At 73.8% G+C, this 13,718-nt stretch carries 11 protein-coding genes; 5 read left to right on the top strand and 6 right to left on the bottom strand.

What is annotated here, in order from left to right; translation table 11 throughout:
- Nucleotides 1–77: 77 nt before the first annotated feature.
- Together AB0J67_RS02955 and AB0J67_RS02950 are read right to left on the bottom strand one after the other, a co-directional pair.
- Nucleotides 78–1,109, bottom strand: coding sequence for a glycosyltransferase family 2 protein (locus AB0J67_RS02955; RefSeq protein WP_363475599.1), 1,032 nt, complete (start codon nt 1,107–1,109; stop codon nt 78–80).
- Between the two features lie 41 nt (nt 1,110–1,150).
- Nucleotides 1,151–1,924, bottom strand: coding sequence for a VOC family protein (locus AB0J67_RS02950; RefSeq protein WP_363475597.1), 774 nt, complete (start codon nt 1,922–1,924; stop codon nt 1,151–1,153).
- Between the two features lie 80 nt (nt 1,925–2,004).
- Between AB0J67_RS02950 and AB0J67_RS02945 the strand changes: the two genes are divergently transcribed.
- Both AB0J67_RS02945 and AB0J67_RS02940 read left to right on the top strand, forming a co-directional pair.
- The gene (locus AB0J67_RS02945; RefSeq protein WP_363475595.1) at nt 2,005–2,499 is read left to right on the top strand and encodes a TspO/MBR family protein; all 495 of its coding nucleotides are present in this window, start codon (nt 2,005–2,007) and stop codon (nt 2,497–2,499) included.
- A gap of 76 nt (nt 2,500–2,575) precedes the next feature.
- Nucleotides 2,576–3,166 carry a DNA starvation/stationary phase protection protein gene (locus tag AB0J67_RS02940; RefSeq protein ID WP_363475593.1) on the top strand — a complete coding sequence of 197 codons (591 nt, stop codon included), beginning with the start codon at nt 2,576–2,578 and terminating at the stop codon, nt 3,164–3,166.
- 165 nt (nt 3,167–3,331) lie between these two features.
- Here the strand turns inward: AB0J67_RS02940 and AB0J67_RS02935 are convergent, their stop codons facing one another.
- Nucleotides 3,332–3,823: a general stress protein gene (locus AB0J67_RS02935; RefSeq protein WP_363475591.1), complete on the bottom strand. Its 492-nt coding sequence runs from the start codon at nt 3,821–3,823 to the stop codon at nt 3,332–3,334.
- Nucleotides 3,824–3,915: 92 nt separating this feature from the next.
- On the bottom strand, nt 3,916–4,368 hold the full coding sequence (locus tag AB0J67_RS02930) for an SgcJ/EcaC family oxidoreductase (RefSeq protein WP_363475590.1): 453 nt from the start codon (nt 4,366–4,368) through the stop codon (nt 3,916–3,918).
- Between the two features lie 94 nt (nt 4,369–4,462).
- On the opposite strand from AB0J67_RS02930, the gene AB0J67_RS02925 reads away from it, so the two are divergent.
- The gene (locus tag AB0J67_RS02925) at nt 4,463–4,948 is read left to right on the top strand and encodes a MarR family transcriptional regulator (protein WP_363475588.1); all 486 of its coding nucleotides are present in this window, start codon (nt 4,463–4,465) and stop codon (nt 4,946–4,948) included.
- Nucleotides 4,949–4,951: 3 nt separating this feature from the next.
- Here AB0J67_RS02925 and AB0J67_RS02920 read toward each other — a convergent pair whose 3' ends face one another.
- On the bottom strand, nt 4,952–5,434 hold the full coding sequence (locus AB0J67_RS02920; protein ID WP_363475586.1) for a hypothetical protein: 483 nt from the start codon (nt 5,432–5,434) through the stop codon (nt 4,952–4,954).
- 193 nt (nt 5,435–5,627) lie between these two features.
- Nucleotides 5,628–6,782 (bottom strand): acyl-CoA dehydrogenase family protein, encoded by a 1,155-nt coding sequence (locus AB0J67_RS02915; protein ID WP_363475584.1) that lies wholly within the window; start codon nt 6,780–6,782, stop codon nt 5,628–5,630.
- Between the two features lie 170 nt (nt 6,783–6,952).
- Between AB0J67_RS02915 and AB0J67_RS02910 the strand changes: the two genes are divergently transcribed.
- Nucleotides 6,953–8,371, top strand: coding sequence for a UDP-glucose/GDP-mannose dehydrogenase family protein (locus AB0J67_RS02910; protein WP_363475582.1), 1,419 nt, complete (start codon nt 6,953–6,955; stop codon nt 8,369–8,371).
- Between the two features lie 304 nt (nt 8,372–8,675).
- Nucleotides 8,676–13,679: a permease gene (locus tag AB0J67_RS02905; RefSeq protein ID WP_363475580.1), complete on the top strand. Its 5,004-nt coding sequence runs from the start codon at nt 8,676–8,678 to the stop codon at nt 13,677–13,679.
- The last annotated feature ends 39 nt before the right edge of the window (nt 13,680–13,718 follow it).

Raw genomic sequence — 13,718 nt, 5'->3', positions numbered from 1 at the left:
CGCGGGAGCGCTCTACAGTCAAGAGACCTAACAGTTAGATTTCCTTAGTATCCCGAAGACGGCCGGGACTGCCCAGGTCAGCCGCTCCGGCCCGCGCGGGCCCGGGTGGCCCCGGCGTCGCGCCCGCGGCGCTGGCGGACCGGCTCGTCGGCGAAGTCCGGCTCGTCCGGCTCGGCGTCGGCGAGCGAGTCGGAGCCGATGAAGTACGCCGGGCGACCCTGGATGCCCTGGTAGATGCGGCCGATGTACTCGCCGAGCAGGCCCAGGCAGATGAGCTGGCAGGCGCCCAGGAACAGCACCACCAGCGACAGCGAGGTCCAGCCGGGCACGACGGCGCCCGTCGAGTACGCCCACAGCACCCGCACCGCGGCGATCAGGCAGGCCAGCGCGCCGACCGCGCCCAGCCAGATGGCCAGGCGCAGCGGCGCGGCGGTGAAGCTGATGACGCTGTCCACGGTCAGCTTGATCATCTTGCCGAGCGGGTACTTGCTCGCGCCCGCCGCGCGCTTCTCCCGGACGTAGGTCACCTCGCCGCTGGGGAAGCCGAGCCACGGCACCAGCAGGCGGTAGACGGGGGCCTGCTCGGGCAGGGCGCGCAGCGCGTCGACCATGGCCCGGCTGAGCAGCCGGAAGTCGCCCGCGCCGAAGGGCATCTTCTTGCCCACGATGCGGCGCATCAGCCGGTAGTAGAGCCCGGCGGTGCCGCGCTTGAACGCGGTGTCGCTGGCCCGGTCGCCGCGCACGCCGTACACGATGTCAAGACCCTGGGACTCGGCGAGGTCCAGCATCTCGGCGATGACCTCGGGCGGGTCCTGCAGGTCGGCGTCGATGGTGACCACGTAGTCGCCGCGGGAGCGGTGCAGGCCGGCGGTGAGCGCGGCCTGGTGGCCGCTGTTGCGGCGCAGCCGGACCAGGCGCAGCTGCGGCCACTTCGCCGCCATCAGCGTGACGAGCGACGCGGTGTCGTCCCGGCTGCCGTCGTCGACGGCCACCACCTCGTAGCCGCGGCCCAGCCCGTCGAGGACGGGGCGCAGCCGCGCCACGAGCAGGGGAAGCACCGCCTCCTCGTTGTACATCGGGATGACGACGGACAGTCTCGGCTGGGTCACCCCGAAACCATAGCCATCCGGGGCGGTTTCCTTAAGCGCCGTCAGATGGAGAAATCTGGATCGTTGCGGATCACGGAGAACGTCGCACCCTGCGGATCCTTCAGGATGGCGAAGCGCCCGGCGGCCGAGTTCTCCGGCGGCATGACCTTGGTCGCGCCCAGGTCGAGCGACCTGGCGTACGCCGCGTCGCAGTCGTCGACGGCGAAGTACACCGACCAGTGCGGGTCCATCGGCCCCCAGGCCGGGTCCCTCGGCAGCGCCCCGGCCACCGGCCGCCCCTCCGCCTCGAACAGCGTGTACGTCATGCCCTCGGCCATCGACACATCGCGCATGGACAGGCCGAAGACCTCCTGGTAGAAGACCTTCGCCGCGTCGATGTCGGAGGTGGTCAGCTCGTTCCAGGTGACGCTGCCCGGCTCGTTGGCCAGCTCGAACCCGGCGAACTCCAGCGGCTGCCAGACGGAGAAGAAGGCGCCCTCGGGGTCGGTGAACACGGCCATCCGGCCCTGGCCCATCACGTCCAGCTCGGGCACCACCACCCGGCCGCCGTGCTCCTCCACCTTGCGGGCGGTGTACTCGGCGTCGTCGGCGGCGAAGTACGTCGACCAGGAGCTGCCGCGGGCGACGTCGGTGGCCGGCCCCAGCCCGGCGACCTGCCGGCCGTCCTTGCGGAAGATCCGGTAGTCGCCCGCGTCCGGGCCCATGTCCGCCGCGGTCCAGCCGAACAGGCCGCCGTAGAAGTCGACCGAGGCGTCCAGGTCCGTGCTGCCGAGGTCGGCCCAGCACGGAGTGCCCTGCTCATACTTCTGCGCCATGCCTGCCATCCTCGCAAAACGGATGGTGGCCATCGCCGTTTTCCGGTTTTGTCACAACCCGCGTGGGATACCCCTCAGGGATGAGCACCGACGTCGTACGCCGTCCGCCCGGCAGCCTGTGGGCGCTGGCCGGATTCGGACTGGCCGTCCTGATCACCGCCGTCATCGGCGGGCTCGCCGCGGCCGACGCGGGCGGGCAGTACGCCGCGCTGGCCCAGCCCGCCTGGGCGCCCCCGTCCTGGCTGTTCGGCCCGGTCTGGACCGTCCTCTACGTGCTGATCGCGATCTCGGGCTGGCTGGTCTGGCGCCGGACCGGGTTCGGCCCCGCGCTGTGGGTGTACGCCGGGCAGCTGGTGCTCAACGCGCTGTGGACGCCGCTGTTCTTCGGCGCCGGCTGGTTCGGCTGGGCGTTCGCGGAGATCACCGTGCTGTGGCTCGCCATCGGCGCGACGGTCGTGCTGTTCGCGCGGATCTCCCGCGCGGCGGCCTGGCTGCTGGTGCCGTACTGGCTGTGGGTGAGCTTCGCGGCCGCGCTCAACTTCGCGATCTGGCAGCTCAACCAGGGTGCGTCCTGAAAGACTGGCTCCGGTGTCTGGTCAGGAGCCTGCGCTGGACCGCTCCGCGCGGGCCGCAACGAGAGGAACCCGTCACATGGCCACCAAGTCGCCCGCCAAGGCCGCCGCCACCCATGGCAGCCAGCCCGCGCTCCATCAGAAGGGCGTGCAGATCCAGGAGTTCGGCACCGTCCGCCAGCTGCCCGTGGGCCTGTCCCACGACGCGCGCATGTACTCCTGCGAGCGCCTCAACCAGTGCCTGGCCGACACGCAGATCCTGTACAGCCTCTACAAGAAGCACCACTGGCTGATGCGCGGCCCGACCTTCTACCAGCTGCACCTGCTGCTCGACAAGCACGCGGGCGAGCAGCTGGAGCTCGTCGACGTGATCGCCGAGCGGATCCAGAGCCTCGGCGGCGTGGCCATCGGCGACCCGCGCCACGTCGCGGAGATCACCGTCATCAAGCGCCCGCCGGACGGCGTCGAGGAGGTCCCCGCGATGATCTCCCGCCTACTCGAGGCCCACGAGACCATCCTCATCGCGGCGCACGACGCCGCGTCCCGCGCCGACGAGATGGGCGACGACGGCACCAACGACCTGCTCGTCTCCCAGGTCATCCGCACCGGCGAGATGCAGGCCTGGTTCCTCGCCGAACACCTAGTCGACACCCCCCTCGTCGAAGCCTGACCCCCGCCCCCACCGACGCGTCGATCATGAACTTGCGGACGTGTTCGGCGGCGTGTCGCCACCCTGCCACCGTGATCACCAACGCGGCCCGCGGTCGGGTGGGTGATCACGGTGCTGGGGTGGCGACACGCCGCTCATCACGTCCGTAGGTTCATGATCAACGCGTCAGGGGGCGGTGGGGGTCTGGTCGAGGAGGCGGAGGGCTTCGTCGGCGGAGGCGGTGTCGACCAGGATCTGGTAGCGGTCGGCCTGCATGGCCGAGACCGAGGAGAAGTCGTGGCGGCGGCCGCTCAGCGCGTGCCCGGCCAGGCCGAACAGGGCGCCCGCGACCGCGCCGAACAGCGCGCCGTAGAGCACCAGCAGCAGCAGCGACATCAGCGGGGTGATCCAGTTGAAGAAGCCGAACAGCCAGGCGAACAGGCCGCCCACCAGCGCCCCGTTGAGCGCGCCCTGGCCCGCCGCGCGCAGGTTCGTCATCCGGCCGGTGACCTGCTCGACGAGGCTGAGCCCGCGGCCGGCGATCGCCGTACGCTCCACCGGGAAGCCCTGGTCGGAGAGGTGGTCGACGGCGCGCTCGGCCTCGGCGTACGTCTCGTAGGTCGCGATCACGACCTGGCCGGCGGCCTTGCTGTCCGCGGCCCACTCGGTCTGTGTCATGGGAGCCTTCCCTCATCACGGCTGGTGTCGCCGCTCGGGTACCCGGGCCGGGGGCGGGCCAATCACGACCGTCGGCGCCGGACGTTTCGCTGCTAGCGGACGGCGGGCCGGGTGCCGGGCGCGAAGCGGAACTGGATCGTCTCCAGCAGCGGGCGGCGGCGGGTGTTGTGGAAGGCCGCGACGCGCCAGCCGTCGGGTTCGCGTACCAGCGTGTAGGTCTGGATCTTCGACAGCGCGGGGCGGCGGTCGCCCTTGACCGTGTCGCCGCGGCCGACGACGACGGCGGTGTCCGGCCCGAGGAACGTGGTGGCGACCGTCTCCGACACCATCCGGGTGCCCTTGGTGAACGCCCGGAACAGGGCGCGGTGGCTCTCGGTGATGTCCGCCCGGCCGCGGTAGACGGTGCCGACGAAGGTCACGTACGACGCGTCGTCGGTGAAGGCGCGACCGAACGCGTCCGCGTCGGCGGCGTCCCAGGCGCGCACGATCGCGGTCAGCACCTGCTGGATCGACGCCAGATCGGCGGTGCGGTCGGGGTGGCTCACGGGTTCCTCCTAGCATGTGACCGGGTACACAGATACTGCACGGGTGCAATATCTGCACGCATGCAGAGATTAGCGCAGAGGAGCCCGCGACGCCATGCCCGACGACTCACCGGCCGCCGGCCTGCCCGCGGGGGCGCACGAGGCGTTCCGGCGCCACCTGGACGCGGTGACCGCGTACACGCAGGCGGCGGCCGACGCGGCGGGGATGCACCCGACCGACTGGGCCGCGCTCAGCGTGCTCAACCTGGCCGGGCGGCTCACCTCGGGCGAGCTCGCCGCGCGCACCGGCCTGACCACCGGCGCCACCACCAGGCTCATCGACCGGCTGGAACGCGCGGGCCACGTCCGGCGCACCACCGACCCGGCCGACCGGCGCCGGGTGCTGGTCGAGCCGCTGCCCGCGCTCGACGTGGCCGCCATCGTCGACCCGGCCCGGCAGCGGCTCGGCGAGGTGTTCGCCCGCTACCGGCCCGAGCAGCTGGCCGTGCTGTTCGACTACTTCGGCCGCGCCGCCGACGCGCTGCTCGCCGCCACCCACGAGGTGCGCGCGGACGCCGCCCGCCGCCGGCGGCCCTCCTGAGGATCAGCCGGACCGGTGCGGGCCGAGTGCGGCGCGGCGGCCCTCGTCCGGCGCCCAGGGGGCGGCACGTCGGCCAGGTGCGTGATCTCGCTCGCCGAGCATGTCGGCGATCATCTCGGTGAGCTCCAGCCGGGCCGGCGGCTCCAGCTCGACCTGGCGCAGGATCTCCTGGAAGCTCGCGGCGGCCACGTCGAGATCGGACAGCTCGTCGTAGGGCGCCCGGCCGCCGCGCAGCAGGTACCGGTCGAGGTGGGCCTGGCCTAGGGCGTACATCAGCTCGGGGTCGTCGTCGCGCACCGCCGGCGGGACCCCGGCGGCCTCCACGAGCGCGACGACGGCCCGGTCCAGCAGCTCCAGGCCCTCGGGGTCGGGTTCGGACTCGGGCACGTGGTCGAGGTAGCGCAGCCAGGCGGCGCGGGCCCGCTCGACCGGCGGCCCCGGATCGTCCGCCGGCCCGGCGCCCCCCGCACCGGCGTCGCGCGTCATAGCCGCCCCCTGTCCGTCGGAGTCCCTCGCACCGACCGCGCGGCGGGACGGTCTCCCCCACCACCCGGACACCGGAGGACTGACGGACAGCAGCCCACTAAAATAGACATTGGCCTATCTGGATGACTTTTCGAAGATCGAACTCATCCAGATAGGCCAACGTCTATAGCAAGGGGCGGCGCCGCGCCCGGCGTCAGATGACGCCCTTGAGAAGCTGGCGGGCCATCACGATGCGCTGCACCTGGTTGGTGCCCTCGTAGATCTGGGTGATCTTGGCGTCGCGCATCATGCGCTCCAGCGGGAAGTCCTTGGTGTACCCGTACCCACCGAGCAGCTGGACCGCGTCGGTGGTGATCGCCATGGCCACGTCGGAGGCGAAGCACTTCGCGGCGGCGCCGTAGTAGGTCAGGTCGGCGTCGTCGCGCTCGGAGCGGGCGGCGGCCGAGTAGGTCAGCTCGCGGGCGGCGGTCAGCCGCATGCCCATGTCGGCGAGCATGAACTGCACGCCCTGGAAGTCGGCGATCGGCTTGCCGAACTGGCGCCGCTCCTTGACGTACGCCAGCGCCGCGTCCAGCGCGCCCTGCGCGATGCCGACGGCCTGGGCGGCGATGGTGACGCGGGTGTGGTCCAGGGTGCGCATGGCGGTGGCGAAGCCGGTGCCGGGCGCGCCGATCATGCGGTCGGCCGGGATCCGCACGTTGTCGAGGTAGACCTCGCGGGTGGGCGAGCCCTTGATGCCGAGCTTGCGCTCGGGGGCGCCGAAGCTGACACCCGGGTCGGACTTCTCCACCACGAACGCGGAGATGCCCTTGGCCCCGACGCCGGGCTCGGTGACCGCGAACACGGTGTAGTACTCGCTGACGCCGGCGTTGGTGATCCAGCGCTTCACGCCGTTGAGCACATAGTGATCTTCGTCACGAACTGCCCGGGTTGTCATGGCTGCGGCGTCGCTGCCCGCCTCGGGCTCGGACAGGCAGTAGGAGAACATGCCCTCGCCGGCCGCGACCTTGGGCAGGTAGCGCTGCTTGAGCTCGGCGGACGCGGACAGCAGCAGCGGCATGGTGCCGAGCTTGTTGACGGCCGGGATCAGCGAGGACGAGGCACAGGCGCGGGCGACCTCCTCGATGACGATCGCCGTGGCCAGCGCGTCCGCACCGGCGCCGCCGTACTCCTCGGGGATGTGCGGGGCGTGGAAATCCGACGCCCGCAGCGCGTCGAGGCTGGCCTGGGGAAACTCACCGGTCTCGTCGGCGTGCGCGGCGTTGGGCGCGACCTTGGCGTCGCACACCTCCCGCACGGCCTCACGGATCGCCACGTGCTCCTCGGAGAGCTGGTAAAACGCGAACATCCGTAGACCTCCTCCGACCTGGTGTTCGTACCGGTCGGTAGCTTAACGTTCGGTCAGCTAAGCTCGTCCACCCCCCACGGTAAACTTTCCTCTGGGCTGGACAGGGCGTAGGCTCCTCATCTGCTCAAACCCGTTCACCCCCCAAACCTTGCGGATCTAGGAGACAGCGCGTGACCCTCCCGTACGCGAGCCAGCCCGCCCCCGTCACCCCTCCCTCCGGTGCCGCGCGGCCCCGGTTGACGTTCATCGGCACCGGCTATCTGGGAGCCACGTACGCCATCTGCTACGCCGAACTCGGCTACGAGGTCATCGGCTTCGACGTGGACGTCGACAAGATCGAGAAGCTCGGTCAGGGCCAGGTGCCGTTCCACGAGCCCGGACTCGACGAGATGCTGCGGCGCAACCTCGCCGCCGGGCGGCTGCGCTTCACCACGTCGTACCAGGAGACCGCCGACTTCGGCGACGTCCACTTCATCTGCGTGGGCACCCCGCAGCGCGCCAACGGCCTGGGCGCCGACCTGACCTACGTCGAGGCGTCGGTCACCAACCTGTCCCAGCACCTGACCCGCAAGGCGCTCATCGTCGGCAAGTCCACCGTGCCGGTGGGCACCGCGGAGTGGGTCGAGCAGCTCGTCGCCAAGCACGCCCGCCCGGAGCTGGCCGTCGAGGTCGCGTGGAGCCCCGAGTTCCTGCAGGAGGGCTTCGCCGTCGACGACGTCATGCGCCCCAACCGCATCGTGGTCGCCACCAAGACCGAGTGGTCGAACTCACTGCTGCACGCCGCGCACAAGGGCGTCTTCGACCTGGCCGCGACCGAGGACCGCGAGGTGCCGGTGGTCGCCACCGACTTCGCCACCGCCGAGCTGGTCAAGGTCGCCGCGAACTCGTTCCTCGCCACCAAGATCTCGTTCATCAACGCCATGGCCGAGGTGTGCGAGGTCGCCGGCGGCGACGTCACCCAGCTCGCCCGCGCGCTGGGCTACGACCCGCGCATCGGCAACCGCTTCCTGCAGTCGGGTGTCGGCTTCGGCGGCGGCTGCCTGCCCAAGGACATCCGCGCCTTCCAGGCCCGCGCCCAGGAGCTGGGCGCCGGCGAGGCGCTGCGCTTCCTGCACGAGGTCGACCTGATCAACCTGCGCCGCCGCCAGCGCGTGCTCAACCTCGCCGCGGGCCTGCTCGGCCGCCGCTTCGGCCCCGCCGGCCCGGACCTGTCCGGCACCCGGATCGCCGTGCTCGGCGCCACCTTCAAGCCCAACTCCGACGACGTACGCGACGCGCCGGCGCTCGCCGTGGCGGGCATGCTGTCGCGCGCCGGGGCCGACGTGCACGTGTACGACCCGCAGGGCATGGAGAACGCCAAGCGCTCGCTGCCCGAGGTCGAGTACGCCAAGTCGCTGGTCGACGCGGTGACCGACGCCGACCTGGTGTGCGTGCTCACCGAGTGGGCCGAGTTCCGTAACGCCGACCCGGTGGCGCTCGGCGAGGTCGCCAACACCAAGCTGGTCATCGACGGCCGTAACTGCCTCGACGCCTCGGCGTGGAAGTCGGCCGGCTGGACCCTGCGCGCCCTGGGCCGCCCGACGGTCTGACCCGCCGCCCGACCCTCTCGAAAGCCCCGTTCCGCCCCGCGGAACGGGGCTTTTCGCGTCGCGCCGGCCGGCCGCGGGCGGCACCGCGACGCTCGCCGGCCGGTGCCCTCGCGCCGGTGCGGCAGCCGCGACTCGCCGCGTGCCGTCGATGATCTCGATCGCGATCTTCGGGCGCGAACGCGTGCGCTGCCGCTACCTGACTGAAATGGGGCTTTTCAAAGGTCACTCCGATTAGGCATGCTGCCGGTAATCGATCCACACGCCGCGTCGTCGTCCGGTGACGTGCCGGGAGTCGGAGGTAGCCATGGCTGCGGCCACCAGCACGTGCTCCATGTGTGGCCGGGAGCGGGAAGACCCCACCGTGCGCTGCCCGCACTGCGGCAACACGCCGGAGCAGCTCGCGGCCGAGGTGGCCCGGCTCAACAAGGCCATCGCCGACATGAACGCCGAGGACGTGCGCCTGGCCGGCGAGCGCAAGCGGCTGAGCAGCAAGCTGCAGGCGGCGCTTTACCAGCGCGACATCCTCGCCCACGCCGAGGCGCAGCGGCAGAAGAAGGCCACGCCCAAGCAGCGCCGCTGGATCCCCAAGCCGCCCGGCGCGAAGGACCCCGCCGACCCGGCGCAGCCGGCCGCCGCCGCGAGCCCCGGGGTGCCCCGGCAGACGCCGCCCAGCCCGCCCGGCCCGCCCGGCGACGCCCCGCGGCGTACGGCGCCGCGCGTCGCGCCGCTGGCCGAGCCCGAGCCGGAGGCCTCGCCGCGCTCGGTGCAGAACATCATGCTGGCCCTGGGCTCGCTGCTGATCGGCATCGCCGCGGTCGTGTTCGCCGCCGTCGCGCTCAGCAACGTGGCCCCCGGCATCCGGCTCACCGTGCTGGCCGTGGTCACCGCCCTGCTGCTCGGCATCGCGCCGAACCTGGTCAAGGGCGGGCTGTCGTCCACCGCCGAGGCCCTGGCCGGGGTCGGCCTGGCCCTGCTGCCCATCGACGGCTACCTGCTGGCCCAGCTCAGCATCGTCGACACCTCGCTGGTGATCGTGGCGGGCCTGGTCTTCGCCGTCACCGCCGCGATCGCCTACCTCTACCACCGCGCCACCGGCCTGACCATCCCGCGCTACGCGGTGGTGCTGGCCATCCAGCCGGTGCTGCCGCTGCTGGTGTACGACCTGATCAACGGGCCGGCCGGGTGGGCCGCGGTGCTCACCGTGGTCGCCGCGCAGAACGCCGTCATCGCGCGCGCCGTCGAGATCGCCAACGCGACCGGCACCCGCGCCGTGCTGCCGCACAGCGTCGCCGCCTTCATGCGCCGGCCCGCGACGCCGCCGACCGCCACCCGGGAGTCCGCGTTCTGGCTGCGCGAGCTGGCCTGGATCCTGCACGGCCTGGCCATCGCCGCCGCCGCGGTGTACGCCGTCGCGGCGCTGCTCACCGCCGACACCGTGCCCTCGGTCGGCCGCGCCGCGGCCAGCCTGCTGTTCGCCTCGGCGGTCGCCCTGATCGGCGCGCTGATGCTGCGCCGGGCACCGCTGAGCGAGCTCGCCGCCGGCGCCATGGTGCTCGCCGTGATCGGCTCGGCGGCCCGGGTCGCCGTGGTCGCGCTGCCCGACCGCGCGCTGCTGGTCATCGCGGCCGCGGTGGCGATCACGGGGATCGGCGTACGCGCCGTGCCCGAGGCGACCCGGCGCGGGCCGCAGCTCGCCTCCACCCTGGCGCTGGTCGTGCTCGGACTGTTCGTCGCGGGCACCGCGCTGCGGGCCGCGTTCGCCCCGGTCGCCGCGGTGTGGCCGTTCGGCGACGCGGACGTGTCCGGCTTCGGCGCCGAGGTCGCGCAGCGGGCCGGTCATCCGGGCTGGCCCCTGGTCGCCACCGTGGCGCTGCTCACCGTGGCCGCCGCGCTGGCGCTGCCCGCCGCCTGGCGGCACGAGACCGTCGTCGGCGGCGCCGCGCTCACCGCGCTGGCCGCGCCGGCCTCGCTGGAGCTGGGCTGGGTGGCCACCCAGTGGCTGCTGGCGATCGCGGCGATCCTGCTGCTGGCGGCCGGGATCGGCGCCCCCGGGATCGGCTCCGCCGGGACCGGCTCCGCGGGAATCGGCTCCGCGGGCGGCACCCCGTGGGCCGCGACGACGCCGCGGGCGGCCCGCGCCCACCTGATCGCCTCGTTCGTGGTCGGCATGACCGCGGTCGGCGTCGCGCTGGCGCACACCTGGTCGACGGCCGGGCTGATGGTGGCGTTCACGGTCGCGGGCGTGCTGCTGGCCGGCGCGCAGCGGATGCTGCCCGGATCCGGCGCGGACGGTGACACCCGGATCGACGGCCTCCACGCCGCACCCGGCGCGGCGTCCGGTCACCCCACCCTCGGCCTCGCCACCCCCGGGCCGGTGGGCGCTGCCGCCCCACCCACCTCCAGCCCGACGGCGCTGCTCGGCGACGCCGCGGCCGGGGCCGCCGCGTTCGCCGCGCCGATCGCGGTCGGCACCGGGGTGCTCACCCTCTTCCCCGCGGCCGGGCAGCAGGTCGCGCTGGCCACCGCCTTCCTGGCCTGCGCCGCCACCCTCGGGCTGGTCGCGCTGCGCCTGGTCGCGCACCGGCGCCTGGGCACTCCCCTGTCGCTGGGCGCCGGGCTCGGCGCGCTGGTGGTGGCCGGGGCCGCGTTCGGCGTCGCCGGCGCGACCGGGCTCGACGCGTGCCTCGGCGCGCTGCTGCTGATCTCGGCCATCCTGCTGGCGCTGGCGCCCTCGATCGACTCCGGCCGCCGCGCCGACCGCGCCCTGGACGGCGCGGACTTCGCCGCCGCAGCGGTCACCACCGCGCTGGTCGCCGCGCTGGCCCGCACGGCCCACCTGATCGCCCCGCAGTACTGGCTGGTCCTGTCGGCGCTGCTGGTGCTCGCCGTGGGCGGCTGCGTCCGGCTGCTGCCCGAACAGCTGCGGCGCGGGCCGGTCGCGGGCAGCGCGGTGGCCGGCGGGGTGCTGATCGCCGTCGCCGGCTACCCGGCGCTGGCCGGCGGCATCAAGGCGCTCGCGCTGCCGGGCGAGCTGTGGGCCGCCGACCTGGCCCCGATCGGCGGCGAGGTCGGGTTCGGCTGGCAGGCGCCCGTCGCGCTGGTCGTGCTCGCCGCGGCCGCCGCGGTCACCCTGCCCCCGCCGCGCAGCCACCAGGTGGCCGCGGTCGCCGCGATCCTGGCCACCGTGGGCGCGCCCGCCGCGCTCGGCTGGCCCTGGTGGGCCCCGATCGTGCTCGGCCTGACCATCGCCACCGGGTACGCGCTGGCCGCGGCGGTGGCCGACGACGCGCGTGCCGGATACACCCGGCTGGCCGTGGCCACCGCGGTCGCGCTGCACGCGCTCGGCGCCGCCCTGGTGCGCCCGTGGACGACCGCCGCGGCACTCGGCATGATCGCGCTCGTCGGCGCGGCGATGGTGCTGATGGCGGTGCTGATGACCGACCAGGCCAAGCAGGCCGACGTGCCACCGCCCGCCCACCTGGACGTGCTCGGCGGCGCGGGCGTGCTCGCCGTGCTGCTGGCCGGCCCGGCCGCGCTGGCGGCGCTGGCCGCCAACGCGGGCAAGCCCACCGACATCGTGCTCACCGCCGCGCTCGGCGGCACCAGCATCGGGCTGGCCGCGCTCGCCGCCGCACGCCGGCCCGCCGCGCCCTACCTGGGCTGGGGCACCGTCGGCGTGGCCGTCTCCGGCACGCTGATCGCCCTGCTCGCGCTGCCCACCCCGCACCCGGCCGGGGTGTACGCAGCCGCGGCCGTGCTGCTCGTGGTGCTCGCCGAGCTGCTGCGCACCAGCACCCGCGACCAGCTCGGGCTCACCCCGGAACGGGTGGCCGCGCCGGCCCGGCGCCGGGTGCCGAGCCAGGGCCCGCAGCGCTGGCGCGTCGGGTTCGACGCCCGCCTGGAGCTGATCGAGCGCAGCCGCCGCTGGCCGTCGTATCCGGGCGCCATGGCCGCGACCGCCGCGGCCGCACCCGCCCTGCTCGCGCTGACCTCGCTCGCGCCCGCGCTGCACGAGGCCCTGGTCCGGCCGTACGACAGCCTCGACGCGATCTGGGCCGGGCCGCCCGCGGCCGTCGCCGCCACCGGGGACCTCGCCGCCGTGCTGACGGCCGTGCTGCTCACCGTCGCGGCGGGCATCGCCGCAGTCGGCTTCGGCGGCGGCCCGACCAGGGCTGTCTCCGTGGTCGTGCCCGGTGCCGCGGTCACCCTGCTCATCGCCCCCGCCGGCCTCGGCCTGGCCTGGCCGGCCTCGGTGCTGGCCGGGCTCGGGGTGTTCACCGTCTGCATGCTCAGCGTCGCGCTGACCGAGCCGCCCACGGGTGAGGAGACCGACCGGCCGATCCGGCTGGCACGCGTCGCGGTGCTGCTGCTCGGCCTCGTCGCGGGCGGCGCGGGCCTGGCCGGCGCGCTGGCCACCCCCGGCATGACGATCTTCACGTTCGGCGGTGCCGTTGCTGTCGGCGCGGTCGCCGCGCTCGGCGGGAAGTCGCAGCGGGCGCGCATCCTCGGCTGGCTGGGCGCGGCGCTGGCCGCGCAGCTGTTCGTGCTGACGGTGAGCCTGCGCATCGGGGCGAAGCCCGAGTGGGCGGCGTTCGGCGTGCTGGCCGTCGGGGCGATCCTGATCGTCGGCGCGGCCCTGCACCCGCGGTTCACCAGGCCCGAGGCGCTGCGCGAGGCCGCCGCGGTCGAGTGGGCCGGGTACACCGCGGGCGCCATCGCGCTGGCGCTGGCCGTGCGAGCTCCGTCGCAGGTCGCCGCGCTGCTGGTGGGCTGGGGCGCGGTGCTCGGCATCGCGGCCACCCGGGCCGGCCGTCCTCCGGCGCAGCGCCGCGTGCTGTTCTGGGCCGCCGCGGCCAGCGAGATCGCCGCGTGGTGGCTCATCATGCGCACCGCCGAGGTCGCCCTGCCCGAGGCGTACACGCTGCCGTTCGCGCTGCTGGCGCTCGCGGTCGGGCTGCTGGAACTGCGGCAGCGCCCGCAGCTGGGCAGCTGGGCGGCGTACGGGCCGGCGCTGATCGCGGGCTTCGGCCCCACCGTGGTGGTGGTGCTGGTGACCACCACCAACCCGATCCGCGAGGTCGGGCTGCTGATCGCCGCGATCATCACGCTGGTGGTCGGCTCCCGCTACGGCCAGCAGGCCCCGGTCGCGGTCGGCGCGGCGGTCACCGTGATCGCCGCCCTGCACGCGCTCACCCTGGTCGGCACGACCTGGCTCGGCGTCCTGGTCGGCGGCATCGTCCTGATCGTCCTCGGCGCCAACTCCGAACGCCGCCGCCGCGCCACCGACCGCTACAAACAACTCCGCTGACCGCCAAGATCGTCCGACTTGCCAGGCACATGGGCGTAT

It is taken from the genome of Catellatospora sp. NPDC049609, assembly GCF_040675365.1.
GTDB lineage: Bacteria > Actinomycetota > Actinomycetes > Mycobacteriales > Micromonosporaceae > Catellatospora.
This window is presented reverse-complemented; position numbering and strand designations above follow the sequence as displayed.

Bases quoted from the DNA above. Each gene is read 5' to 3' on its own strand.
- AB0J67_RS02950 (WP_363475597.1), bottom strand. From the start codon at position 1,924: ATGGCGCAGAAGTATGAGCAGGGCACTCCGTGCTGGGCCGACCTCGGC.
- AB0J67_RS02920 (WP_363475586.1), bottom strand. From the start codon at position 5,434: ATGACGCGCGACGCCGGTGCGGGGGGCGCCGGGCCGGCGGACGATCCG.
- AB0J67_RS02945 (WP_363475595.1), top strand. From the start codon at position 2,005: ATGAGCACCGACGTCGTACGCCGTCCGCCCGGCAGCCTGTGGGCGCTG.
- AB0J67_RS02905 (WP_363475580.1), top strand. From the start codon at position 8,676: ATGGCTGCGGCCACCAGCACGTGCTCCATGTGTGGCCGGGAGCGGGAA.
- AB0J67_RS02925 (WP_363475588.1), top strand. From the start codon at position 4,463: ATGCCCGACGACTCACCGGCCGCCGGCCTGCCCGCGGGGGCGCACGAG.
- AB0J67_RS02935 (WP_363475591.1), bottom strand. From the start codon at position 3,823: ATGACACAGACCGAGTGGGCCGCGGACAGCAAGGCCGCCGGCCAGGTC.
- AB0J67_RS02915 (WP_363475584.1), bottom strand. From the start codon at position 6,782: ATGTTCGCGTTTTACCAGCTCTCCGAGGAGCACGTGGCGATCCGTGAG.
- AB0J67_RS02940 (WP_363475593.1), top strand. From the start codon at position 2,576: ATGGCCACCAAGTCGCCCGCCAAGGCCGCCGCCACCCATGGCAGCCAG.